The sequence below is a fragment of the Nonomuraea sp. B5E05 genome, assembly GCF_039880665.1.
GTDB lineage: Bacteria > Actinomycetota > Actinomycetes > Streptosporangiales > Streptosporangiaceae > Nonomuraea.
The window spans coordinates 15,180-39,682 of sequence record NZ_JBDPMJ010000048.1; the positions used below are offsets into that span (position 1 = coordinate 15,180).

Here is a 24,503-nt window from a genome sequence, read left to right on the forward strand (position 1 = left end):
CGCCGGCACCGCAAGAACTTGCGCAATCCGCGGCCGGATCCCCACCCCTTCTGACCTCGTGACCGGCCGTTCCAGCGCGAGACGGTGATCCCTGCAACTTTCCGCAAGTTGCACTTGACCGCCAGAGAACGATCGCGGCATCCTTCACCAGACCATCCCGACATCTTGGGACATCCGGGGGAAGGACAGACATGCTCGGCAATGACGACTGGTGGCGCGACGCCGTCGTGTACCAGGTGTATCCCCGCAGCTTCGCCGACTCCGACGGCGACGGCGTCGGAGACCTCGAGGGCGTGCGCGGCCGGCTGCCCTACCTCGCGCGCCTGGGCGTGGACGCCATCTGGCTGAGCCCCTTCTACACCTCGCCGATGGCCGACGGCGGTTACGACGTGGCCGACTATCGGGACGTGGACCGCATGTTCGGCTCGCTCGGCGACTTCGACGCGCTCGTCGCCGGCGCGCACGAGGCCGGCATCAGGGTCATCGTGGACCTCGTGCCGAACCACTCCTCCGACCGGCACCCGTGGTTCCAGGCCGGGCTGCGCGACCGCTACATCTTCCGCGACCAGCCCAACGACTGGGAGTCGATCTTCGGCGGTCCCGCCTGGACCCAGGTCGAGGACGGGCAGTGGTACCTCCACCTGTTCGCGCCCGAGCAGCCCGACCTCAACTGGGAGAACCCGGAGGTGCGCGCCGAGTTCACGGGCATCCTGCGGTTCTGGCTCGACCGCGGCGTGGACGGCTTCCGCATCGACGTGGCGCACGGCATGGTCAAGGCCCCTGGACTGCCCGACGTGGGGGCGAAGGACGGGCGCCAGGCCGAGATGCTGGGCGGGGAGCAGGTCCCCTACTTCGACCAGGACGGCGTGCACGACATCTACCGCGAGTGGCGGCCGATCCTCGACTCCTACCCGGGCGGCAGGATGGCGGTGGCCGAGGCGTGGGTGTCTTCGCCGGAACGGCTGGCCCGCTACATCGGACCGGACGAGCTGCACCAGGCGTTCAACTTCGACTTCATGCTGGCCGACTTCCACGCCAAGTCGTTTCGTACGGTCATCGAGAAGTCGCTGAAGGAGGCGGAGCTGGTCGGGGCGCCCACCACGTGGGTGTTGTCCAACCACGACAAGCCGCGCCACGTCACCCGCCACGGCGGCCTGGCCCGCGCCCGGGCGGCCACCCTGCTCATGCTGGCCCTGCCCGGCTCGGCCTACCTCTACAACGGCGAGGAGCTGGGCCTGCCCGAGGTGCTCGACCTGCCGGACGAGCTGCGCCAGGACCCCGCGTTCCTGCGCCGCGGCGACAGCCGCGACGGCTGCCGGGTGCCCATCCCGTGGACCAGCTCCGAAGGCATGGGCTGGACGGACCCGTGGTTGCCGATCCCCACCTCGTGGGCGGCGCTGTCGGCCGAGGCCCAGGAGGACGACCCCGGCTCCACGCTGAACCTCTACCGGGCCGCCCTGCGGATCCGCAAGGAGCACCCGGCGCTCGGCGGCGGGACGCTCGCGTGGCTCGACTCCCCCGAGGACGTGCTGGCCATCGAGCGCGAGCCCGGCCTGGTCGTGATGGTCAACACGGGCGAGGAGCCGGTGCGCCCCGACGTGACGGGCGAGGTGCTGCTGTCCAGCGGGCCGCTGCCGCGCGACGGATCCGTCCCGCCGGACACCACGGTCTGGCTCCAGCGCTCCACGGTTGGGTGAATCTTTGTCTTAACCCGACATACAGCGGCAATCACGCTCGGTAACCTCGGGGGATGGCACCCTGGTGGGCCAGGTCCCTGCGCGGACGCGTGACCCTCATCGCGACGGCCGTCGCCGCCCTCGTGTTCATCCCCCTCGCCATCGTCGGCATCGTGGTGGCCAGGTCCGTCATCGAGGCGGGCGTCTTCCAGTCGACGAGGGACACCGCCGAGCGCATCGCCGCCGAGATGCGCGGCGGCGCGCTCCCCGTGGGCGCCGCCATCCCGGTGGTCGACCCGTCGGTCGACCTGATCCAGGTCGTCGGCCCCAGCGGGCAGATCGTCGCCACGAGCGACGCGGCCAGGAACCTGCCGCCGCTCAGCGACGTGCGCCCCACGAAGGAGACCCAGGACATCAGCACCACGAACTGCCTGCCGAGCGAGTGCGTGCATCTGTCGGCGGTACGGGTGACCATCTTCGCCGACTCCCCCGTCGTGTACGCCGGCCGCAGGAGCCCCGACGTGCTCGACACCCGCGTCCTCGACGTGATCGTCTTCGTCCAGGTCGCGGTGCTGATCGCGCTGGCCTCGTGGACCACGTGGCTGGTCACGGGCAGGGCGCTGCGGCCGGTGGCGATCATGCGAGCCGAGCTGGACGCCGTCCGCGCCGGCGATCTGAGCCACCGGGTCTCGCAGCCGCCGGGCGACGACGAGCTGACCCAGCTGGCCCGGTCGGTCAACAACACGCTGGCCCGGCTGGAGCGCTCCGCCGAGCAGCAGCGCCGGTTCGCCTCCGACGCCTCCCACGAGCTGCGCACCCCCATCGCCGGGCTGCGCGCCCAGCTCGAGAGCGCCCAGCTCTACCCGGAGGACACCGACGTCGAATCGCTGGTGAGCGGCAGCCTGCGCGACACCGACCGCCTTGAGGCCATCATCACCGACCTGCTGCTCCTGGCCAGGATCGGATCCCAGGTGGACGCCGCCAAGGAGGACGTCGACCTGGCCGTGCTGGTGCGCCAGGAGCTGGCCACCCGCTCCGACAAGGTGCCCGTCCAGGTGGAGCTGGAGGAGGGGGTGGTGGTCGAAGGGGTACGCGTCCAGCTCGGCAGGGTGCTGACGAACCTGCTGGACAACGCCCAGCGGCACGCCGAGTCGCGAGTCCTGGTCACGGTCTCCCGCGCGGACGGCATGGCGGTGCTGGCCGTCGAGAACGACGGGATGGAGATAGCCGTGAAGGACCGCGAGCGCATCTTCGAACGCTTCACCCGCCTGGACGCGGCTCGCAGCCGCGACGCGGGCGGCACCGGGCTGGGCCTGGCCATCGCCCGGGACGTGGCGATCGCGCACGGCGGCCGGATCGCCGTCGAGGACTGCCCGGGCGGGGCGAGGTTCGTCCTGCGGCTTCCGCTCGCGCAGTGACGGCGCTCCCCGCCTCGGTACGGCGGAGTGGGCCGGCCAGAGCTGCTCCACCGGATCCCCATGGAAAGTTAATGACGGTGACGCTGGCCGTTCAACCCGGCCTTCTAGCTTCTGGGTGCAGTCCGACGTACCGAGGAGACCCACCGTGCGAGTCCTGGCCGTCATTCCCGCCCGCGGAGGTTCGGCGGGCGTTCCCTTGAAGAACCTCGCCCTGGTCGGGGGCGTACCCCTGGTCACCCGCGCCGTGCGGGCGTGCCTGCGCGCCGAGCTCGTGGACGAGGTCGTGGTCAGCACCGACCACGCGGGCATCGCCGGGACCGCCAGGCAGGCGGGGGCGACCGTGGTCGACCGGCCCGAGGAGCTGAGCGGCTCGACCGCCTCCAGCGAGTCGGCGGTGCTGCACGCGCTCGACGCCCTCGGCGCCGACCCCGAGGTCGTGGTGCTCGTCCAGTGCACGAGCGCGTTCATCGACCCCGCCGACCTGTCGGCGGCGGTGCGCAAGGTGCTGGACGGCCAGGCCGACTCGGTCGTGTCGGGGCTGCCGACGCACGAGTTCCTCTGGACGGCCACCGGCGGGGGCGTCAACCACGACCCCGCCGTCAGGCCGCGCCGCCAGGACCGCGAACCCCAGTTCCGCGAGAACGGCGCCTTCTACGTCATGCGCACCTCCGGCCTGCGCGAGCGCGGCCACCGCTTCTTCGGCGAGGTCGCCGTGCAGCCGGTGCCGCCGCAGCACGCCATCGAGATCGACGATCCCGAGGACCTCGAGCTGGTCCGCGCGCTGGCCCCGTTCCTCGACGAGCCGGAGCCGATCGACGTCGACGCGGTCATCACCGACTTCGACGGCGTGCACACCGACGACCGCGCCTACGTCGACTCGGAGGGCCGGGAGATGGTGCTGGTCAGCCGCTCCGACGGGATGGGCGTGTCGCTGCTGCGGCGCTCGGGTGTGAAGGTGCTGGTGATGTCGACCGAGCGCAACCCGGTGGTGGCCGCCCGCGCCCGCAAGCTGGGCGTGCCCGTGTTGCAGGGGCTCGCCGACAAGCGCACCGTGCTGCGCGACTGGCTGAACATCGAGGGCCTCGACCCGGCCAAGGTCGCCTACGTCGGCAACGACGTCAACGACCTGGGCCCGATGGCCGAGGTCGGCTGGCCCGTCGCCACGCCCGACGCGCACCCGCGCGTGCGCGCCGCCGCCCGCGTGGTGCTGACCAGGCCCGGCGGGTCGGGCGCGGTGCGCGAGTTGTGCGACCGGGTCGTGGCCGCCCGCCCCGCGGCACCCGCCGCCGAGGCGAGGACGGAGCGCAGGCTCGGCCCGGTGGTGATCGGTGACGTGCCGGTCGGCGACGGCGAGCCCGTCTACGTGATCGGCGAGATCGGCATCAACCACAACGGCGACCTCGACCTCGCCCGCCGTCTCATCGACGTGGCCGCCGACGCGGGCTGCCAGGCGGTCAAGTTCCAGAAGCGCACCCCGGCGATCTGCGTGCCCGAGGAGCAGAAGGGGCAGATCCGGCAGACGCCGTGGGGCGAGATGACGTATCTGGAGTACAAGGAGCGGACCGAGTTCGGCCATGACGAGTACCGCCAGATCGCGAAATACTGCGATGAGCGGGGGCTGCACTGGTTCGCCTCCCCATGGGACGTGCCGTCGGTGGAGTTCCTGGAGGAGATGGACGTCCTGGCGCACAAGGTGGCCTCGGCGAGCGTCGCCGACCACGAGCTGCTGCGTGTCCTGGCCGCCACCGGCAAGCCGGTCATCCTGTCGACCGGCATGTCGACGCTGCCGGAGATCGACCGGGCCGTCGAGATCCTCGGCACCGAGAAGCTGATCATGATGCACGCGACGTCCACGTACCCGCTGCCTCCTGAGGAGGCGAACCTGCGCACGATCACCACGCTCAAGGAGCGCTACGGCGTGCCCGTCGGCTACTCCGGGCACGAGCGCGGGCTGCAGATCTCGCTGGCCGCCGTGACGCTCGGCGCGGTCTGCGTCGAGCGGCACATCACGCTCGACAGGACCATGTGGGGATCCGACCACGCCGCCTCGCTGGAGCCGGCGGGCCTTGAGCACCTCGTACGCGACATCCGCATCATCGAGCAGGCCATGGGCGACGGCGTCAAGCGCGTCTTCCCCGGCGAGCAGGCCCCCAAGGCCCGCCTGCGCCGGGTGACCGTCTGACCGGCCCTCTCAGTGATCACCCTCTCCGTCATCGTGCCGGTGCGGGACGGCGAGCGTTTCATCGCCGACGCGCTCGCCTCGCTCTGCCGTAACGCCCGGCACGACTTCGAGTTCATCGTCGTGGACGACGGGTCCGTGGACGCCACGGGCGACATCGTGGAGGACTTCCTCCTCGATCTGCCCGGGCTGAGCCTGGTGCGCAACCGCGCTCCCGTCGGGCTGGCCGACGCGCGCAACACGGGCTTGTCGGCCGCGTCGGGCCGGTACGTCACGTATCTGGACGGCGACGACTGGCTGGCCCCCGGCTACCTGGCGCGGCTCGTCGAGGCCGTCGACGGGCTCGGGTGCGACTTCGTCCGCACCGACCACGTCCAGGTCGAGGGCCGCAAGCGGGTCGTGCACCGGGCCCCGCTGGCCACCCCGAGGGGCGCGGTGCTCGACGCGCGCGGCGCCATCATGCCCGCGGGGGTCCGGACCATGGTGGACTACCCGTACGCGTGGGCCGGGATCTACCGGCGCTCCCTGGGCGACCTGCTGCACTTCCCCGGCTCGCTGCACACCGCCGAGGACCGTCCGTGGATCTGGCGGCTGCACAGGGAGGCCGCCACGTTCGCGGTGGTGTCGCTGGCCGGCGTGTTCTACCGGCGCATGGTCTCCGGGTCGCTGACGCAGGTGGGCGACGAGCGCCAGCTGCACTTCTTCGACGCGTTCGAGCTGGTCTTCAAGGACGTGGAGCCGGAGTTCCTGCCCAAGGCGGTGCGGAACTTCTGCGCGCTGCTGGCCCACCACCTGGACATCGGCGACCGTCTCACGCCCGAGCTGCGTGCCCGCTTCGAGGAGCGCGGCGCGGAGATGGTGGGCGGGCTGCCCCCGGAGCTGGTGGCGGAGTCGGTGGCCGGGATGGCCCGCGACCGCGAGGCGCTGCTGCGGGCCCTGGTGCCCGGCCTGCCCGCCAGCCCGCCCCCCAGCCCGTACAGCCGGGTCCGCCATGACCGGGAGGAGCCTGCGTGAAGGTCTTCTACGCCTCGACGTTGTTCGGGGCGATGTCGCTGGCCGCCGCCATCGACGACGGCCGGTTCGGCGACGGCCGGCGCCTGCTCGTGGTGTCGAACAACGCGGCCGTGCCCGAGGTGGCGACGCCGCTCGACGGGACGCCCGGCTTCGCGCCGCTGCGCGGCCGCTTCGACGAGGTCGTCTCGTGGAACGAGCTCATCGCCCCCTTGCATCCGTCCGACTGGCGGGCGCGGGTCATCGAGGTGCCCATGATGGAGCGCCTCATCCGCTCCCGCTGGGGGCTGGACGGGGTCGAGGAGCTGGTGCTGGAGTCGATCGCGGTGCCGCCCGCCCGCACGATCGCGGGGCTGGTGCGCGACTGCCCGATCACCGTCTACTCCGACGGGCTGATGAGCTACGGCCCGACCCGCGACCCGCTGCCCGCCGAGATCTTCCGCCGCGTGGGGCGGCTGCTCCACCTGGACCTCGTGCCGGGGCTGACGCCGCTGCTGCTCAGCGAGTACGGCGTCGCGCCCGAGCTCCTGCCCGGCGAGCGCTTCCTGTCGGTGCTGGACGAGGTGGCCGCCACCGTGCCCCTGCCGCCCGCCGGACAGGCGGTGATCCTCGGCCAGTACCTGTCGGCGCTGGAGATCGTCACGCCGGAGGAGGAGGCCGCGCTGCACGAGACGATGCTGGCGGCGCTGGCCGCCCGCGGCTGCACCGACGTCGTGTTCAAACCGCACCCGGCAGCGGGGCGCCGGCACGCCAGGCTCCTGCGTGCCGCGGCCGGGCCTCTGGGGGTGGACCTGTCGGTGGCCGCCGAGAGCGTGCCCGCCGAGGTGTGCTTCGCGGCGCTGCGGCCCGAGCTGGTCGTGGGCTGCTTCTCCACCGGGCTGGTGACCGCGCGGCGCTACTTCGGGCTGCCGGTCGCGTCGTACGGCACCGGCATGGTGCTGGAGCGGCTGACGCCGTACGAGAACAGCAACAGGATCCCGGTCACGATCGTCGACGCGCTGCTGCCCCGGCTGTCGGCGGAGGGCGTGATCGAAGAGCCGCCCGCCGTGGACCTGCCCGGCCTCGTACGGACCGTGGGCTACTGCATGCAGGCCGGCACCTATCCGGAGCTGCGGCCGGACGCCATCACGTTCGACGCCCGCTACTTCAAGCGCAGGCGGCTCGAGGCGCTGGACCTGGTGGCCCCGCCCGCCAGGTCCGGTGCGCTGACCAGGCTGCGCAGGAAACTCAGAACAACGAGCTGAGCGCTGCTAGGACAGCGCTGCTAGGACAGCGCTGCTAGGACAGGGCTGCTAGGACAGGGCCTTCAGATAGCGGCGCATGCGGCGCTTGGCGCGGTAGCCCGCTCGCAACATCGTGGGATGGACCTCCACCCGCAGCCGGGCCTTGCGCCGGGCGGCGGCGTGCTCGGGCCCGTCCAGCAGCGACCGGGCGGGTGTCCCCGGCCGGTCGCTCACCAGCCCGGCCAGCAGCCCCGCCCAGGTGCCGCGCTCCGGCGGGTGGAAGTAGTTGGCCGCGCACCACTCGGCCGAGGCGGTGCGGAAGTCGCCCTTGGCCAGGTCGTCCAGCGTGCCCAGCAAGCCGCTGCCCTCGAACACCAGGTTGATCATCTCGGCGCTGACGCCGAAGTCGCTCAGCACCAGCGAGGGCACGCCCAGCGCGATCGCCTCCAGCGCCGCCGTCGAGCTCACCGTGACGAACCCGGCCGCCCGCGTGAGCTGCTCGTGCATCGGCCCGGCGGCGAAGGCGAGCCGCCCGGGCTCGCCCAGCTCCCGCCACAACCGCTGGTAGTGGTGGCGCTCGTTGTGCGTCTGCCGCTCGTCCTCCAGGGCGCGCAGCTTGACCACCACGTCGAGCTCCGGCCGCCGCCCGGCGAGCTCGGCGAGCGCCAGCAGGACGCGCTCGCGCTCCTCGCGCGGGCGCGGCACCTTGGCCTGGGTGGCGAACACGATCCGGTTCCCGCCCTCGGCCACGGCATCGGGACGCAGGAACGGCAGCCTGGCCAGGCCGACCGCCCCTCCCCCGCCGAGCCGGCCGGCGATGTCGCCGAACTCGGCCACCTCCCGCTCGCTGTGCACCACGAACAGGTCGCAGCCGCTGCGGAACACCCACGCCTTCTCCGTGGCCGGCACCGAGATGCCCGGCAGCCCGCTGACGAACACGGGCCTCGGCTGCAGCCCCGCGAACACCTCGGAGACCAGCACGTCCACGACCGGGCCCGTGCAGGCGACGAGGATCACGTCGGGCCGCGTGCGCTCGGCCAGCCTGCGCACCGACCGCGCCGACAACACCGGCGGCGCCTCTCCCCGGCCCGCCCGGCGCTCCACCGGGCCGCTCACCGCCGCGGCGATCTGCTCGGGCGAGGGCGCGATCGGCGTGCGCACCACCGCCAGCTCCGTCACGCTCCCGGCGGGCAGGTCGCCGAGCAGGCAGGCCGCCCACTTCAGGTACGAGTCGGAGTCGGCAACCGCCAGCACTCTCACCCAGACACTCCAGTCAAATGCGAGCGCAGGGCGGGTTCCGCCCTGCTGGTCCACCAGTCATCGGGAACGTTCACGGGCTCGATGGCGACACCGCGCGGGCTGAGCAGCACCCGCAGCGAGGTGATCGCCGTCGAGGGGAGGCTGAGGACGCGCTGGCCCGCGTCCAGCCCGCGCAACGTCAGCTCGGCGGGCACGCCAGCGTCGTGCACGGTGATGCCGGGACGCTCCCGGATCAGGGCCACGTCCACGGGGTCCTCGCGGCGGTGCGGGTAGTAGGCGAGCGGCTCCCGCGCCGCCAGCTCGGTCAGCCAGCGCAGGTAGTGGTCGCGGTGCACGAGGCCGTTCCTGACGAGCGAGGTGCCGAGCACGATCGTGCGCTCGGCCGGCCCTTCCGCGCTGGGCGGCTGGGCGCGCAACCAGGCGAAGTCGTGGCGTACGAGGTCGACACCGGCACGGCGGACGGCGGCGGCGAGCTCGTCGGTCACGGGCAGCGCGGTGAAGACGGAGACCTCGCTCATGCGCAGCCGCAGCGCGGCCGCCAGGCCGAGCGCCGAGCGCGGCGCGGTGGGCCTGGCGCGGGCCCGCAGCAGCGGCCGCGAAGGCCCGGCGGCCAGCAGCTCCAGAAGCCGGAGCGTGGCCAGGCCGTCGTCGACGATGACGATGCGTCCCGAGGTGATTCCGGTGCCGGAGGTGAGCCAGCGCAGCTGGACTTTGCCGGAGAAGGCGTCGCCGACGGCGTGCAGGCGCCTCGGCATGGTCTCGCGCGGCTCGGTCAGTTCGAGCCCGTCGGGCAGCCCGAGAGCGCGCAGCTCCTGGCGGGTCACCTTCAGCGGGCGAAGCCCCGCCCGCGGCACGACGGCCGTGGCGGTCCCGAGGAGCCCGGCGTGGTGGGCCTCGACGGCGCACAGCATCTGGAGCGGTGACTCCACCCAGGCCGACGCCTGTTCGACCACTCCAGTCCTCCCAGCCGGGTGATGGCGCGTTCACGACCGCTTCAAGCTAGCCCGGCCGCCTTAAGCGGCCAGAAACGGTGCGTGAACAATGGAGACCATGAACTCGCTCATGCTCAACACGGACGGCGTGCAGATCCCGCAACTCGGCTTCGGCGTCTGGCAGGTGCCTGCCGGCGAGGCGGAGCAGGTGGTGACGACGGCGCTGGAGGCCGGCTACCGGCACATCGACACCGCCGCCGCCTATGAGAACGAGGAGGGCGTGGGGCGTGCCGTGCGCGCGTCCGGCCTGCGCCGCGAGAAGGTGTTCGTCACCACCAAGCTGCGCAACGCCGACCACGCCCGCGCGGAGGAGTCCTTCGACGAGAGCCTGGCCCGGCTGGGGCTCGACTACGTCGATCTCTATCTCATCCACTGGCCGGTGCCGAAGCAGGACAGGTACGTACAGGCGTGGAAGGCGATCGAGAAGATCTACCGTGACGGGCGGGCCAAGGCCATCGGCGTGTCCAATTTCACCGTCGGCACGCTCACCCGGCTCATGACCGAGACCGACATCACGCCCTCCATCAACCAGGTCGAGCTCCACCCGTACTTCCAGCAGCGGGAGATGCGGGCCTTCCACGAGGCCAACGGCATCCTCACCGAGGCGTGGAGCCCGCTCGGCCAGGGCAAGGGGCTGCTCGAGGATCCGGCGCTCGCGGTGCTGGCGGACAAGCACGGCAAGACCCCCGCGCAGATCGTGCTCCGCTGGCACCTGCAACTCGGCAACGTCGTCATTCCCAAGTCCGTGACGCCGTCGCGGATCGCCGCGAACATCGACGTGTTCGACTTCATCCTCGATCCGGAGAGCATGGCCGCCATCGGCGCGCTCAACAGGGGCCTTCGCATCGGAGGCGACCCTGACACGTTCAATTTGGTCTGATCGTCTAGCATCTTCCGCGTGCGGGACTTCACGTGGGGCATCGCGGCGACGGGCGTCATAGCGCGGACCGTGGGAGCGGCCATCGTGGCCGAGCCCGGGATGCGGGTGGGCGCCGTCGGTTCCAGGAACCTGCGGCGGGCGCAGGCCCTGGCGGCCGCGCTGGGCGCGGAGTCGGCGTACGGCTCCTACGAGCACCTGTGCGCCGACCCCGCGGTGGACGCGATCTACGTGGCGACGCCGCACACCGAGCACCTGCGGGTCGCGCAGGCCGCCATCGCCGCAGGCAAGGCCGTGTTGTGCGAGAAGCCGCTGGCCGCGACCGTGGACGACACGGAGAAGATGGTACGCCTGGCGCGCGAGGCGGGCGTGTTCCTGATGGAAGCCATGTGGATGCGGTTCAACCCGCTGATCCGCCTCATCGCCGCCGACGCGCGGCTCGGCGACATCCGGTCGGTGCAGGCCAGTTTCGGCTTCGCCATGCCGTACGATCCGGCGCACCGGCTGTGGGCCCCGGAGCTGGGCGGGGGCTCGCTGCTCGACCTGGGGGTCTACCCGTTCGGCCTGGCCCAGCTGCTTCTGGGCATGCCCACCGGCCTGCGCATGACGGGCTCCCTGGCGCCGAGCGGAGTTGACGCGGAGGCGGGCGGGGTGTTGCTCTATCCCGGCGGCAGGCGGGCTTTCGTGGAAACCTCCTTGCTGGGGAATTACCCGAACCATGCCTGTGTTGTAGGTACGCAGATGCGGGCGGACATCCACGCGCCGTTCTGGGCGCCGGAGCGGATCGTCCTCACCGGGCCTTCCATGGAGCCGGAAGAGCATGTGCTCGATCCGGCCGACAACGGATACGCCGGTGAGCTCCGCGAGGTCCGCGCCGCCACGGCCGAGGGCAGGACCGAATCCTCGATCATGCCCCTTGACGAATCCCTTGCCATGGCAGGGCTTCTGGCCGACGCTCGCAGGCAAATCGCCTAGCTGGGCCTTTATGCAGTTGTAATCCTCTTGCCCCATGTATTACCTTGTGGGGCAACTTACGGCATACGTCCGGTTTGTCCGGCTATGTCTGACCATCGCACGATAGATCACAGGATTGTCCTGTGACCGCTGAATCCGCATCACGCGGAACCGGGGACCCACGTCCTTTGGGGTGAATCGGCACTCTGGTGCCGTAGGGCAGCTTCCACGCCCGAACCCGTCAGCTAACCCGGTAAGCGGCATGGAAGCAAGGAGTTACCCCCTCGATGGCCACGTTCCGTCTTACCGCAATTCCCAAGCGAACCATCACCTGCGCCGCACTCGGCGCCAGCGTCCTCGCCTCGGCCTTCGGCTTCAACGTCGCCGCGGCCAACGCCGACACCCCGCCCGCGGACAAGCCGGCCGCCGTCTCCCCGGTGACCGACTCCAAGCAGCGCGCGGCCAAGGAGACCAAGGTCAACGTGACCGCCTCCCAGGTCCTGGACTTCGCCAAGTCCCAGGTCGGCACCTCCGAGAACGCCGCCGGCGGCGGCACCCCGTACCAGAAGTGGTACGCCGACTCGCAGCGCGCCGCCGAGACCATCGCCCGCGACGGCGGCAACCGGGCCGCGTACCTGAACGCCGCCTGGTGCGCGATGTTCGTCTCCTGGGTCGGCGAGCAGACCGGCGCCCGCCCGCAGATCGGCTGGGACGCCTACACCGTCACCCACGCCAAGTGGTTCGCCGCCAACGACCGCTTCGGCAACAAGGCCAAGCCCGGCGCCGTGGTGTTCTTCTCCTGGGACGGCGGCAAGAAGCTCACCGACATCCAGCACGTCGGCTTCGTCGTGAAGGACAACGGCGACGGCACCATCTCCACGGTCGAAGGCAACACCGGCAACGGCAAGGTCGAGGAGCGGACCCGTCCGAAGTCCCAGGTCGTCGGCTACGGCTACCCCGAGTACGCCGCCTGACCCCGGTCACCGCGAGCGAGCGCGCGTCCCGTTCGGGACGCGCGCTCGCTCGCGTTTCCGCCCGGCCGGCCGGCGGCCTAGCCGTCCGCCGCCGCTCGCTGGATGGCGTGCAGCTCGGCGTAGCGGCCCCGGCGGGCCATGAGCTCGCCGTGAGCGCCCTGCTCGGCGATCCGCCCGCCGTCCAGCACCACGATCAGGTCGGCCATGCGCACCGTCGGGAAGCGGTGGGTGATCAGGAGAGTGATGGCGGCGCGGTGGCGGCGCGCGGCCTGCGCGTACCTGGCGAAGACGGCGCTCTCGGCGGGAGCGTCCAGGGAGGCGGTCGGCTCGTCCAGCACGAACAGCAGCGGCTCCTCCCGCATCGAGGCGCGCGCCAGGGCCAGGCTCTGCCACTGCCCGCCGGACAACGTCACGCCGCCCTCGAAGCTGTCGCCCAGCTCGGTGTCCAGGCCCCTGGGCAGCCCGGCCACCGTCTCCGTGGCGCCGGCCCGCTCCAGCGCCTGCTCCACGGCGGCGCGGTCGTCCATACGGGGCAGGTCGCCGATGCCGACCGTCTCGGCGGCGGCGAGCTCGAACGGAACCCGGTCCTGGAACACGGCGCTGATCCGGCGCCGCCAGCGCACGGCCGGCACGTCCCGCAGCGGGACGCCGTCCAGCAGGATCTCGCCGCCGGAGGGCTGGTAGAGGCCGCACAGCAGCTTGGCCAGGGTGGTCTTGCCCGAGCCGTGCGACCCGACCAGCGCGACGGTCGCGCCGGCGGGCAGGCTCAGGTCGATCCCGCGCAGCACCGGCCGGGTGGTGCCGGGATAGGTGAACGTCACGTTCCGCAGCGTGATGCCCTGCGCGAAGCTCTCAGGCGGCTCGGCCCCGCCGCGTTCCCGGCCGTGATCGATCATGGCCGCCCTCGTCATGGCGCGGGGTGCGTCGTCGCCGGACTCCGCCAGGGCCGGGTCGTGAGTGCGGGCGTAGGCGCGAAGCCAGGCGAGCCGCGCGGCGGCCCGCAGGCCCGCGGCCACCGACCCGAGGTGGAAGGCCAGCCGGGACGCCTGGGTGACGAACTGCACCCCGACCGTGGCCACCAGGACCACGTCGCCCGCCGTGGCCCGCCCCTGGGCGACCAGCCAGGCCGTGCAGCCGAGCGCCGACACGTACCCGGCCAGGAACGTGCCCGACCCGGCGAACGTGAGCAGCGCGGCCCGGACCTCGCCCCGCGACAACCCCGCCGACACCTCCTCCCACCGGCGCGCGGCCATGGCCTCCAGGGCGGGCGCGGCGCGGCTGATCCGTATCTCCTTGGCCGTCCGCGGCGTGGTGACGGACTCGGACAGGTGCTGCTCCAGCCTGGCCGTCTCAGCGGTGCGCTCGGCAGCCGCGTCGACGTGGCGGGCCGCGCGGCCGCGTACCAGCAGCGACGGCAGCACGGCGCCGCCCAGCAGCAGCGTCACCAGCGGATGCACGGCGGCCATCAGCACGACGCCGAGCCCGATCTGCACGGCGTGCTCGGCGACCAGCGCGAGCGCCCACACCGCGAAGTACAGCTGACGGCTCTCGTCGCGCAACATCGCCAGCTTGTCCAGGTACGCGGGCCGCTCCAGGTGCTCGATGGTGGGCACGCCCGAGGTGAGGGTGAGGATCTCCTCCTGCACGGACAGGCCCATGCGTTCGGCAAGCTCCTCCATCAGCGCCAGCTCCGCGCGGCCGAGCGCGACACCGGTGGCCAGCGCGGCCCCGGCGGCCAGTCCCCACAGGGACGCCCGCGCGCCGTGGCCGGCGGTGGCGGTGTCGGTGAGCGCCCGCAGGAACACGCCGACCAGTCCCTGGCTGACGGCGCCCAGGGCGAGGAAGGCGGCCAGGGTGAGGAAGGCCCGCCGGTCGGTGCGCCAGGCCAGGGTCAGCAGCGTACGGAGGGTCGCGGTCACCGGCCCGCCCCCGCGATCGGGACGGTCCGGAGCCGGGGCAGGAGGGGCAGGATCACCGGCCGCCCTCCGCGATCAGGGCGGTCTGGAGGCGGTGCCAGCGCGCGTAACGGCCGCCCAGAGCCAGCAGCTCGGCATGACCGCCCTGCTCGGCCACGGCGCCGCCGTCGAGGACGACGATCCGGTCCGCCCGCCGTACGGTGGCGAACCGGTGCGAGATGAGCACCAGGGTGCGCCCGCGCGTGCGGTCCAGCAGCCGCTCGAACACCTCCTGCTCGGCCCGCGCGTCCAGATGGGCGGTGGGCTCGTCGACGATCAGGATCCGCCGGCCCGCGTCGAGAGCGTACACGGCCCGGGCCAGCGCCACCTTCTGCCACTGCCCTCCGGACAGGTCACGGCCCCCGGTGAACGACCGCGACAGCGGCGTGTCCAGCCCGCGAGGAAGCCCCTCCAGCAGGTCGAGCGCGTCGACCGCGGCCAGCGCGGCGAGCACGTCGGCGTCCGTCCCCTCGTACGCGGGCGCGCCCAGACGGACGTTGTCGCGCAGCGGCAGCGGGTGGCGGGCGAAGTCCTGGAAGACCACGGCGGCGTCCTCAGCGGCGCTGACGGTGCCGCTCTGGGGGGTGTACAGGCCGGTGAGCAGCTTGACCAGGGTGGTCTTGCCCGCGCCGTTCAGCCCGACCAGGGCCAGCCGTTCCCCCGGCCGCGCCCGCAGGTCGAGCTCCTTGAGCACCGGTTCCGCGCGGCCGGGGTAGGCGAACGTCACCCTGACCAGCCCGGGCCCCTCGCCGTCGCGGCCGGCAGGCCCGGCGATCGCCGGCGTGGTGGTGGTGAGAGAGGGGTGGAGCAGGCGCAGGGTGGCCTCGTACGGCTTGCTCCCGTAGGCGATCTCGAACATCTGGTGGCCGCCCGCACCGTACGCGAGGACCAGCAGGGCCGCCAGCACGCTCTGCGCCAGGGCTGCGGCCCCCAGCGCGCCCGCGGCGGTCAGCCAGGCCAGCGTCCCGAACGTCGCGGCGGCCCCGGCCAGGTGCAGCCCCAGCACGGCCGCGTACCCGCGCACGACGGCGCGGCGCCCGCGCGCCTGCGGGGTCAGGAACGCGCGCATGGCCGTCACGTACCGGCCGACGAGGAACCCGTCCACGCCGAAGACGCGGATCTCCTTCGCGGCGCCGGGACCGCCGGCGAGCTCGGCCAGATAGCCGGCCCGGCGCAGGCGCATGACCTGCTCGGGGCTGTCGGCCAGCGACTCCGCACCGCCGGGGCCGACCAGCATCGCGGCGATGCGCCGGTTCTGCGCGATCGACAGGGCCAGCGCGACCGGGGCCACCCACCACACGTGCACGGCCAGCACCACGGCGCCGAACAGGGCCGACGTCGCCCTGCTCGCCTCGCCGGCCAGCGCCACCGCCGCCGTGCCCGCCGTCCGCCCGCGGTGCCCGGTAAGCGCCAGCCGTACGTCGGCCTGCACCCGGGGGTGCTCCAGACGCGCCAGCGGCATGGCCGTCGCGGCGGCCCGCACCCTGGCGCGCAGCACGCCGTCGATGCGCCGGGCGGCGGCGGCTCCGGCCGGTTCGCGCAGCGCCGTGCAGAGCTCCTGCCCCAGCAGCACGAGCAGCAGCGCGATCACCTGCGCCGCGCCGCCGTGGTCGATCAGCAGGCCGAGCGGGATCGTGCTGAGCGGTCCGAGCACCGCCGCGCCCACGCTGAGCACTCCCAGGGTGAGCAGGCGGCGGGAACCGGCCAGCGCCAGCAGCCGGGCGAGCCGGACCGGCCTCACACTAATCCAATGTGATCGCATTGATCTGCCATGCGTACGACCGTAACCCGGCTACGCCGAACCGGTCAAACCGATGTGATCACATCGCGAAGAGGGATGGCACCCGGCGCCGCCCGCGAACGTGTCCTGGCGGCCGTCGACGACCTCTGTCGCACGCCGCCGTCACGCTCCTGAGCGTGTCGGGTTTGCGGGTGCCGCACGGTTACGGAGAGTATCCGACTGTGACGCAGGCGAGGGGTCCCGCCCCGGAGACGAGCACGGGAGAGGCGCCTGACCGGCCGGCAGGAGAGGCCGGGTGAACGCAGGGCTGCGGTGGTTCGCCGACCGGCTCTTCCCTCCTGGCGCGAACCCGCACGACATCGTGCCCGCCCTGCTCGTTCTGCTGACCGTCGTGACCGGGTTCGTGGACGCCGTCAGCTTCCTCGGCCTGCACGGCGTCTTCGCCGCCAACATGACGGGCAACATCGTCTTCGTCGGCTTCGCCCTGGCCGGGGAGGAGCGGCTGACCTTGTGGGGATCGCCGATGGCCCTGCTGTCCTTCACGGCGGGCGCCTGGGCCACGGGGCGGGCGACCGGGCGGGTGACGGACCAGCGCCGGGCGTTCGTCGTGCTCACCGCCGCGCACGCGCTGCTCGTGGCGGTCGCCCTGGTGACGGCCCAGCTGGCCGGATTCCGCGAGCCGGCGGCGCAGGCGGCGCTCATCGCACTGCTCGCCGGCGGCATGGGCATGCAGAGCGCGTCCGTACGCGAGCTGGCGGTGCCCGACATGAACACCAACGTCCTGACCACCACCCTCACCGCGCTCTTCGCCGAAGGCCGGGGGCGGGCGGCCCTGCGCCGGACCGCGGGTATCGCCGCGATGTTCGTCGGGGCGCTGGGCGGGGCCGCGCTGCACGTCGCCACCGGCCCCGTGCCCGCCCTGGCCGCGGCCACCGTCCTGCTCGCCGTCGTCGCCTTCGCGGCCCGCTAGGCGAGCGCTAGCCGCAATGCCGGTTAGTCAAGGGCATTGGGCGGTTGTCGAATCGGCGCCGTTGAGGACATCGATCGCGATGGCCGCCCGGTGGTTGGTGCGATCGACGTGACCCTTGGCGCGGTGTTGGGGGCATGTCAGTGGCGGCGTCAGCCCGGTGACGGCCCGATATCAGCGCGGCCGGCGATGGTGGATGCGATGAACGGTTCAGCGACTACACCCTCAGGGCTGCGAACCGGCCACGCCGACCTCGCTCCCGGCCCTCGTGCGTCGCCGACGGCTGCCCATGAGCGCCATGCCGAGACGGGGCTCGCAAGATCGAACACTGTGGATCGAACACTGTAGGTGAGGACATTCATGATGGGACAAGGCAACCGTGGCTTCTCCGCAGCAGGGCTGCGCAGACTGCGCGAGGTGCTGGCACGGCATGTCGAGTCCGGGCGGATTCCCGGGCTGGCCGCCCTGTTCAGCCGGGGCGGTGCAACGCACGTCGAAGCGTTCGGGACGATAGGCCGTGACGGTGGCGCGCCGAGGCGCCGGCACACCGTCTTCCGGCCGGTGGCGGTCACAGCGCTGGCGGCCGGGCTGCTGGCCGGGACGATCGCACCCACGGTGGCTACGGCGGATGTGGCCGCCGCGGACAGCAGCGCGGCCGTGTCGAGAGCCGTCGCCGGGCAGGATCGCCCGGAGCTGCAGAAGGCCGTCCAGGCGTTCGTCGATGCCGGTTTCCTCGGTGTGCAGGTGCGCATGAACGATGAGCGGGGCGAGTGGGCCGGCAGCGTCGGGCAGCGCAAGCTGGGCGCGAGCGCAAAGCCGCCGACGAACGGGCATTTCTGGGTGGGCAGCGTCACCAAGACCTTCGTCGCGGCGGTGGTGCTGCAACTGGTGGCCGAGGGCGAGATCGGGTTGGACGCCCCGGTGGCCGGCTACCTGCCCAAGCTCGGACTGGACCGGCGGATCATGGTGCGAATGCTGCTGCAGCACACCAGCGGTCTGTTCAACTACACCGGCGACCTCGACCCCGACGGGACATGGGTGCCCGGTCTCCCCGCGACGGGCAAGGAGTGGCTGGACAACCGGTTCCACTCCTACCGGCCACAGGAGCTGGTGCGGTTCGCGCTGTCCAAGCCGGCGAAGTTCGCGCCCGGGAAGGACTGGAGCTACTCCAACACCAACTACACGCTGGCCAGGCTGCTGATCGAGAAGGTCACCGGCCATTCCTTCGACGCGGAGCTGAAGCGGCGGATCGTCGGGCCGCTCGGGCTGAAGGGCACCGTGGTGCCGGGCAACCGGGCACAGCTGCCCAGGCCGTACGCCCACGGCTACTTCCGCTACCAGGACGCCGGCCAGTGGAAGGTGGCCGACGTCTCCCGCCAGAACCTCTCCCTGGTGGCCGGCGCCGGTGACATGATCTCGACCACCAAGGATCTCCAGACGTTCTTCTCCGCGCTGAACGGCGGCAAGCTCCTGCCGGCCGAACTGCGGGCCGAGATGCGCACGCCGCACCCGAAGAGCGACCCCCTCTACGGCCGCTACGGCCTGGGGATGTTCGTGCAGGACCTGGGCCCGACCTGCGGCACCGTGCTCAACCACAACGGCAACCCTCCGGGAGGGTACGCGGCGCTGATGTACAGCTCGCCCGACGGCGGCAAGACCCTGACCGCCTCGCTGACCGCCGGCGACGCCGCATTCGACCTCGCCACTTTTCCGAAGCTGCTGGACCGGCTCGTCAAGGCGGCGTTCTGCGGCGGGCAGACCGCAAGCTGACCAGGCCATGCCGGCGGCAGCGGCCGTCGGCATGATGCCGGTGACAGCTCCGCCGCGCGCCACGACATGGCCACCGCCCGGCCGTCAGGCCCGGGGAGCACCCGAACCCCCGGGACTCGCAGAAGTGCTACCAGCCCTGTCCCTCCGGCAGGTCACTCAGGCCGGGGGCGGACAGGTGCAGCACTTCATAGCGCTCGGTCGCCTCCTCGTCCGGCGCGGAGGAGTCCGCCCACACCACGAACCGCAGCAGCTGCCAATGGTGGGGGTCGACGGCCAGCGCAGCGGTGTGCACGCCCTCATGGCCGCAGAGCCGTTGCAGCTGTTCGGCCTCCCGCTCGATCAGCGCGGACAGGCCCAGTCCTGTGCCGTCCGGGTCAGCGCCGGAAGATATCGAGGTGAGGCGGCGTGAGGCTGCCCTGGGAGGTGCTGTGCGGGCGGGGCCGGCCTGGCAGGCGATGCCTGTCCAATGCCGGGCGACAGGGCGGCCATAGTCCCGGACGATGTTCTGGAATCCTCCGCCGCCGACGAGAAAGTGGGCCATCGCGCCGGTGTCGTTCCACAGGTAGAAGGGGGCGTACTGGTTGACTGGCGAGCCGTCCATACCGCGTTCGCGGATGACATACGCCTTCAGACCCAGTCCGGCCCGGTCGTCGAGGACGTGGCCGCCCTCGGCCACCCGCTTGCGGATGATCCCCATGTCGTAGTCAGCGGGCAGGGTGATCTCGTATTGCTGGGCATACACGGACGATGCTGCCTTTCTTCGTTGGGTGATCAGCGGGCAAGCAGGCCGGTGATCGAAGAGACCATGCAGCGGCTCCGACGCCCGAGCGGCGGTTCCTGACCCGCCGGCTCGAACAGCTCCGATTTCCCGGGTCCGGGGTGTCCCCCGGGAGGCCGCCCCTTCGTCACCTGGATATGAGCGACAACTTTTCCGGCCTTCCGCGTGGGTGGCACAGCCTCGCCTCGCCCGGACCGCGGCCAAGGCCGACGACCGGGTCAACGCTCGCCTGGTCGGTGCGCACGCCGCGCGGATCCCGCCCCGGATGCTGGACGGCGTGTTCGAGGGACCGAACGCCTGGCGGAGCGTTCCACCAACCGCGCAAAGACGCTGAGTGCCAATCACAGGACGGATAGACGGACGATGACGGAAGCGCTGGCATTGCCGCTGCACATGCGGCGGAACGGGCTTGACCCGGTCGAGGAGCTGGCCCGGGTTCGCGACGGCGAGGGTGTGGTGCGGGTGGAGACGCCGTTCGGCCTGCCCGCGTACCTGGTCTGCCGCCACGAGGAGGTGCGCCGGGTGCTGGCGGATCCGGCCCGGTTCAGCAGCGCCCTGACGCCGTTCCCGGGAGCGGGGCAGATGAACGCCGACGAGCTGGCAAAGATGCAGGCCGGGCAGCTGATCGGGTTCGACCCGCCCCAGCACACGCGGCTGCGCCGGATGCTCACCCCGGAGTTCACGGTACGGCGGATGCGCAGGCTGGAGCCGCGGATCACCGAGATCGTCGAGGCGGCTCTGGACGATCTGGAGCGGGCGGGCAGGCCGGCCGATCTGGTGCGGCACTTCGCGCTGCCGGTGCCCTCGCTGGTGATCTGCGAGCTGCTGGGTGTGCCGCATGCCGACCGCGACGAGTTCCAGGAGCGTTCCGCCCGCATGCTGGACACCTCCCTGCCGATGGAGCAGCGCGTCGCGGCGCAGCGGGAGGACCGCGCCTACATGGCCGGCCTGGTGGGCCGCGCGCAGGCGGACCCGGGCGAGGACCTGCTCGGCATGCTGGTACGCGAGCACGGCCACGATCTCGGCGCCGACGAGCTGATCGGCATCGCGAGCCTGCTGCTGCTGGCCGGGCACGAGACGACCTCGAACATGCTGGGCCTGGGCACCCTGGCCCTGCTCCGGCACCCGGACCAGCTGGCGGTGATCCGCGAGGATCCGGCCCAGGTCGAGCCCGCCGTCGAAGAGCTGTTGCGCTGGCTGTCCGTCGTGCAGTCGCTGCCGCCGCGCACGACCACGACGGAGGTGGAGATCGCCGGGCATGCCATCCCCGCGGGATCACTCGTGATCTGCTCGTTCCCCGCCGCCAACCGCGACCCCGCCTTCGTCGACGATCCCGAGACCCTCGACCTCACCCGGCAAGCCGCCGGCCACGTCGCGTTCGGCCACGGCGTGCACCACTGCCTCGGGGCGCCGCTGGCCCGGATGGAGATGCGCATCGCCTTCCCCGCGCTGCTTCGCCGCTTCCCCGGCCTCGCCCTGGCCGATCCGTACGAGCAGGCGGACTTCCGCGCCTTCAGCCTCGTGTACGGCGTGCACACGCTGCCGGTGACCTGGTGAACCCACGGGTCTTGAGGTTGACACCGACCGCGGCGTCGGCGCCAGGACTTTGTGACCGTGCGGGCATATGACGTGTGTCACCGGTCTCGGGTGTCACACAGTGGTGGGCTCCGGCGCCTTGTGCATAGAGCAGGAATCGCAGGTGATCAGGCGAGGAGCCAGGTATGGACGAACGCAGGGATGCGGTGACGGGCACGGCCGAGCCGATGGCCGGTGGCGGCCGGATGGGCTCGGCCACCGAGGCGTTCCTCGCCCACCGCAACCTGCTTCCGCGATGAACACGGCGGCGGAACAGCCACCTGACCGGACACCGCGTCGGGCTTCATCCCAAACACTTTCAGCCAGATCTTCTGCCCGGAGGTCCTTCATGCCGAACAGCGTTACCGGCGAACCCACCGACGTGGAGCTGCCGGTCGAGCGGGGCTGCTCGTTCGCCCCGCCCGCCGCCGTCGTCTACGGCGCCCACGAACTCCCGGTCACCTGGTGAGCAGAACATGATGCGCATCAACCTTTGAGTCGGCTCCGGCCAGTGCGTCCCGACCAAGCCAGGCCGCGTCGGGATGTACGTCACGATCACTGGTCCGTGAGTCCGGCCGAGTACCGACACGAATCCCGGACGCCGGCAGCTTCAACGGCGGCCGACCAGCCAGAACCCGTCTCGAAGGGAGGTGTGGGCGATGCGACGCGACCCGGTCTGGACCTGATGAGGTGATCCCGCGGTGGGTGGTGGTATCTGCAGGCAGGCGGCCACCACCCACCGCGGGGAGCCTGCGCCCGCCCGCGCGGGTTTCCGGAGCATGGCAGGACCTGCAGCAGTGCGGGTTCGTCGAGGGCGGCGAGGACAGTCGAGGAGGACCGGACGGAATCGATGTACACCAAAGTGCTCGCGATCGGCGAGTTTCGCGGTTTATGGCTGGGCGGGTTGCTGGCGCGAGCGGGCAGCCAGCTGGCGCGCGTCGCGCTGGCTGTCCTCGCCTACGAGCGCAGCGGCTCGGCCGCCGTCACCACGCTCGTCTACGCGATGACGTTCGTGCCCGCGCTGGTCGGAGGGCCCGCGCTGGGCTGGCTGGCCGACCGCTACCCGCGGCGCGAGGTCACGATCGCCTGCGATGTGACCAGGACCGTCCTCATCGGATGCGTCGCACTGCCCGGCCTCCCGCTGCCCGCGTTGTGCGCCCTGGTCTTCGCCTCCCAACTGCTCGACTCGCCGAGCAGGGCGGCGCGCATCTCGCTGACGCCCGACGTGCTGCCCCGCGAGCTCTACCAGACCGGAGTGGCGGTCCACCAGCTCAGCGACCAGGTCGTGACGCTGCTTGGCTTCGCCGGCGGCGGCATCGTGGTGGCGCTGGCCGGCGCGGAGACGGCCATCCTCATCAACGCGGCCACGTTCGCCGCCGCCGCGTCACTCACCCTGGCCACCGTACGCCGGCGCCCGCCGGCCGCGGGAAAGCAGCCGATCTCCCTGCTCGGCGGGCTGCGGCTGGTGGCCGGGCATCGCGCGTTGCGCAGCCTGCTCGGCCTGGCCATGTTGTCGGGCTTCCACGTCATCCCCGAGGCGATCGCGGTGCCGTACGCCGCCTCGTTCGGCCTGGGCACCACGGAAGCGGGGCTTCTCATGGCCGCCCTGCCCGTGGGCAACGTCATCGGCGTGTTCGTGTTGTCCAGATTCTTCACCGAATCGCGGCGGATGGCGCTGATGGCCCCCATGGCGGTGCTGGCCAGCGTGCCGCTGGCGGCCAGCGCGGCGGACCCCGGCTACGTGCCCTTGCTGCTCCTGTGGACGGTGTGCGGGATGCTCACCGGCTACCACGTGGCGGCCAACGCGGAGTACGTGAGGATCGCGCCGCCGGAGAGCAGGGGCCAGGCGGTCGGCCTGGCCTCCTCCGGCATGGTCGCCGCCCAGGGGCTGGGCATCCTGCTCGGCGGCCTCCTCGTCGAAGCGGCCGGACCGGAGTACGGCCTGGCGATCGCCGGCGCCGCCGGGCTGGCCGCGGGGGTGCCGGTACTGCTGGCCTGGAACAGAGCCACCCACTCGGGTCCGCGCGACCAGCCCCAGAGTAGCTCTCTGTGATCACGCCTCTGAAACATCTCGGCTCGTGCCGGCGCTCGCCAAGATGTTCACCAGGCGATGGGGCCGAGGCGATCGATGAAGACTCCGGTCGGCCCGTCAGAGGCGAGCGTCGCGAGCTCGATGATCGGATCGCTGCCCTCGGCGACCGTCAGCTCGCCCGTGTGGATGTTCATGTCGGTGGCGGTGAACTTGCCGGTGGCCACCTCGCCGGGGGTCACGGCGTTGAACTTGATGGCCGGCAGCGCCTGGGCGTATCGGACGGTGATCATGTTCAACGCCGCCTTCGACGAGGTGTAGGCGAGTTCGTACATCTTCGAGACGGCTTGCGCGGGGTCGGTTACGACGGCGATAGACCCCCCGGCGCCGGTGACCATCACCACCCGCGGGTTGTCGGCCGCCTGCAACAGCGGCAGGAACCCGTGCGTGACCCGGACCGGCCCGTACACATTGGTGTCGTAGACGGCGTGGATGTCCTTGGCTGTCGCGGCCGCCGGGTTGACACCGCCGCCCGGCGTGCCGGCGTTGTTGATCAGCACGTCGATCCGGTCGGTGTGCTCCCGGACCAGCCGCACAGCCCCGGCCACCGACTCATCCGAGGTCACGTCCAACGGAACCATGATGACGTGTGCGCCGTCGGCGGCCAGCTTCTGCGCGGCGGCCCTTCCCCGACCCTCGTCACGTGAGCCGAGGAAGACCGTCCAGCCCAGCTCTCCGAGCCTACGCGCGGTCTCGTAGCCCAGCCCTTTGTTCGCTCCAGTGATCAATACTGAGGTCATGTTCTCTCCTGACGTCGTTGTACTTATGGCCATGTGACGGTGCCGACCCGATTCCTGTGACACTGCCGATTGACGTGGTCACAGAGCGGGCCGGTACGCGCGTGTGCCGATGAACGGATGCCTTCGCTCGGGATGCTCCGCACTGCCGCGATGCCGTGATCAAGGCGCGGCGGCTGACGGACTACCTCAGCGTGAGTGGGGTCTCGGATGCGATGCGGGTCAGCTTCTGCGGGTTGCGGACGTAGTAGAGGCCGGTGATGCGGGCGTCCTCGACCCGGACCGCGATGACGCCGTCGATCTCGTCGTCCACGCGGAGCAGGAGTG

Annotated in this window: 18 protein-coding genes and 1 riboswitch; of the genes, 12 read left to right on the forward strand and 6 right to left on the reverse strand. The window is 71.8% G+C overall.

Annotated features, from left to right (window positions below; all coding sequences use genetic code 11):
• The first annotated feature begins 191 nt into the window (after nt 1-191).
• From ABGB01_RS43530 to ABGB01_RS43550, 5 genes are all read left to right on the forward strand, one after another.
• Nucleotides 192-1,697, forward strand: coding sequence for a glycoside hydrolase family 13 protein (locus ABGB01_RS43530; RefSeq protein ID WP_347779992.1), 1,506 nt, complete (start codon nt 192-194; stop codon nt 1,695-1,697).
• A gap of 53 nt (nt 1,698-1,750) precedes the next feature.
• The gene (locus tag ABGB01_RS43535; protein ID WP_347779993.1) at nt 1,751-3,094 is read left to right on the forward strand and encodes a HAMP domain-containing sensor histidine kinase; all 1,344 of its coding nucleotides are present in this window, start codon (nt 1,751-1,753) and stop codon (nt 3,092-3,094) included.
• Nucleotides 3,095-3,239: 145 nt separating this feature from the next.
• Entirely contained in the window at nt 3,240-5,276 is a 2,037-nt protein-coding gene (locus ABGB01_RS43540; RefSeq protein WP_347779995.1) for an N-acetylneuraminate synthase family protein, read from the forward strand.
• Nucleotides 5,277-5,288: 12 nt separating this feature from the next.
• Complete coding sequence (locus ABGB01_RS43545; RefSeq protein WP_347779996.1) at nt 5,289-6,287, forward strand: glycosyltransferase family 2 protein; 999 nt, start codon at nt 5,289-5,291, stop codon at nt 6,285-6,287.
• Complete coding sequence (locus tag ABGB01_RS43550; RefSeq protein ID WP_347779997.1) at nt 6,284-7,528, forward strand: polysialyltransferase family glycosyltransferase; 1,245 nt, start codon at nt 6,284-6,286, stop codon at nt 7,526-7,528. The genes ABGB01_RS43545 and ABGB01_RS43550 overlap by 4 nt, the downstream gene beginning before the upstream one ends.
• Before the next feature lie 48 nt (nt 7,529-7,576).
• On the opposite strand, the gene ABGB01_RS43555 is transcribed toward ABGB01_RS43550, so the two are convergent.
• Together ABGB01_RS43555 and ABGB01_RS43560 are read right to left on the reverse strand one after the other, a co-directional pair.
• Nucleotides 7,577-8,767, reverse strand: a complete 1,191-nt coding sequence (locus ABGB01_RS43555) for a DUF6716 putative glycosyltransferase (protein WP_347779998.1) — start codon at nt 8,765-8,767, stop codon at nt 7,577-7,579.
• Nucleotides 8,764-9,720, reverse strand: a complete 957-nt coding sequence (locus ABGB01_RS43560; protein ID WP_347779999.1) for a hypothetical protein — start codon at nt 9,718-9,720, stop codon at nt 8,764-8,766. The genes ABGB01_RS43555 and ABGB01_RS43560 overlap by 4 nt, the downstream gene beginning before the upstream one ends.
• A gap of 97 nt (nt 9,721-9,817) precedes the next feature.
• Between ABGB01_RS43560 and ABGB01_RS43565 the strand changes: the two genes are divergently transcribed.
• The 3 genes from ABGB01_RS43565 (at nt 9,818) to ABGB01_RS43575 (ending at nt 12,564) form a co-directional block, all read left to right on the forward strand.
• On the forward strand, nt 9,818-10,639 hold the full coding sequence (locus ABGB01_RS43565; RefSeq protein ID WP_347780001.1) for an aldo/keto reductase: 822 nt from the start codon (nt 9,818-9,820) through the stop codon (nt 10,637-10,639).
• 18 nt (nt 10,640-10,657) lie between these two features.
• A complete protein-coding gene (locus ABGB01_RS43570; protein ID WP_347780002.1) occupies nt 10,658-11,611 on the forward strand; it encodes a Gfo/Idh/MocA family oxidoreductase in 954 nt (317 codons plus the stop codon).
• Nucleotides 11,612-11,728: 117 nt separating this feature from the next.
• Nucleotides 11,729-11,865, forward strand: a riboswitch (cyclic di-AMP (ydaO/yuaA leader).
• A gap of 12 nt (nt 11,866-11,877) precedes the next feature.
• Nucleotides 11,878-12,564, forward strand: coding sequence for a CHAP domain-containing protein (locus tag ABGB01_RS43575; RefSeq protein WP_347780003.1), 687 nt, complete (start codon nt 11,878-11,880; stop codon nt 12,562-12,564).
• Nucleotides 12,565-12,641: 77 nt separating this feature from the next.
• On the opposite strand, the gene ABGB01_RS43580 is transcribed toward ABGB01_RS43575, so the two are convergent.
• On the reverse strand, nt 12,642-14,483 hold the full coding sequence (locus ABGB01_RS43580; RefSeq protein WP_347780004.1) for an ABC transporter ATP-binding protein: 1,842 nt from the start codon (nt 14,481-14,483) through the stop codon (nt 12,642-12,644).
• Between the two features lie 52 nt (nt 14,484-14,535).
• Nucleotides 14,536-16,260, reverse strand: coding sequence for an ATP-binding cassette domain-containing protein (locus tag ABGB01_RS43585; RefSeq protein WP_347780005.1), 1,725 nt, complete (start codon nt 16,258-16,260; stop codon nt 14,536-14,538).
• A gap of 295 nt (nt 16,261-16,555) precedes the next feature.
• On the opposite strand from ABGB01_RS43585, the gene ABGB01_RS43590 reads away from it, so the two are divergent.
• Together ABGB01_RS43590 and ABGB01_RS43595 are read left to right on the forward strand one after the other, a co-directional pair.
• The gene (locus tag ABGB01_RS43590; RefSeq protein ID WP_347780007.1) at nt 16,556-17,230 is read left to right on the forward strand and encodes a YoaK family protein; all 675 of its coding nucleotides are present in this window, start codon (nt 16,556-16,558) and stop codon (nt 17,228-17,230) included.
• 357 nt (nt 17,231-17,587) lie between these two features.
• Nucleotides 17,588-18,997: a serine hydrolase domain-containing protein gene (locus tag ABGB01_RS43595; protein ID WP_347780008.1), complete on the forward strand. Its 1,410-nt coding sequence runs from the start codon at nt 17,588-17,590 to the stop codon at nt 18,995-18,997.
• 127 nt (nt 18,998-19,124) lie between these two features.
• Here the strand turns inward: ABGB01_RS43595 and ABGB01_RS43600 are convergent, their stop codons facing one another.
• Nucleotides 19,125-19,739, reverse strand: coding sequence for a DUF4865 family protein (locus ABGB01_RS43600; protein WP_347780009.1), 615 nt, complete (start codon nt 19,737-19,739; stop codon nt 19,125-19,127).
• Between the two features lie 399 nt (nt 19,740-20,138).
• Here ABGB01_RS43600 and ABGB01_RS43605 point away from each other — a divergent pair, with 399 nt between their 5' ends.
• Both ABGB01_RS43605 and ABGB01_RS43610 read left to right on the forward strand, forming a co-directional pair.
• Nucleotides 20,139-21,332 (forward strand): cytochrome P450, encoded by a 1,194-nt coding sequence (locus ABGB01_RS43605; RefSeq protein ID WP_347780011.1) that lies wholly within the window; start codon nt 20,139-20,141, stop codon nt 21,330-21,332.
• A gap of 868 nt (nt 21,333-22,200) precedes the next feature.
• The gene (locus ABGB01_RS43610) at nt 22,201-23,403 is read left to right on the forward strand and encodes an MFS transporter (protein WP_347780013.1); all 1,203 of its coding nucleotides are present in this window, start codon (nt 22,201-22,203) and stop codon (nt 23,401-23,403) included.
• A gap of 47 nt (nt 23,404-23,450) precedes the next feature.
• On the opposite strand, the gene ABGB01_RS43615 is transcribed toward ABGB01_RS43610, so the two are convergent.
• A complete protein-coding gene (locus ABGB01_RS43615; protein ID WP_347780014.1) occupies nt 23,451-24,179 on the reverse strand; it encodes an SDR family NAD(P)-dependent oxidoreductase in 729 nt (242 codons plus the stop codon).
• Between the last annotated feature and the right edge of the window lie 324 nt (nt 24,180-24,503).

Bases quoted from the DNA above. Each gene is read 5' to 3' on its own strand.
- ABGB01_RS43530 (WP_347779992.1), top strand. From the start codon at position 192: ATGCTCGGCAATGACGACTGGTGGCGCGACGCCGTCGTGTACCAGGTG.
- ABGB01_RS43535 (WP_347779993.1), top strand. From the start codon at position 1,751: ATGGCACCCTGGTGGGCCAGGTCCCTGCGCGGACGCGTGACCCTCATC.
- ABGB01_RS43565 (WP_347780001.1), top strand. From the start codon at position 9,818: ATGAACTCGCTCATGCTCAACACGGACGGCGTGCAGATCCCGCAACTC.
- ABGB01_RS43575 (WP_347780003.1), top strand. From the start codon at position 11,878: ATGGCCACGTTCCGTCTTACCGCAATTCCCAAGCGAACCATCACCTGC.
- ABGB01_RS43595 (WP_347780008.1), top strand. From the start codon at position 17,588: ATGATGGGACAAGGCAACCGTGGCTTCTCCGCAGCAGGGCTGCGCAGA.
- ABGB01_RS43605 (WP_347780011.1), top strand. From the start codon at position 20,139: ATGACGGAAGCGCTGGCATTGCCGCTGCACATGCGGCGGAACGGGCTT.
- ABGB01_RS43610 (WP_347780013.1), top strand. From the start codon at position 22,201: ATGTACACCAAAGTGCTCGCGATCGGCGAGTTTCGCGGTTTATGGCTG.
- ABGB01_RS43615 (WP_347780014.1), bottom strand. From the start codon at position 24,179: ATGACCTCAGTATTGATCACTGGAGCGAACAAAGGGCTGGGCTACGAG.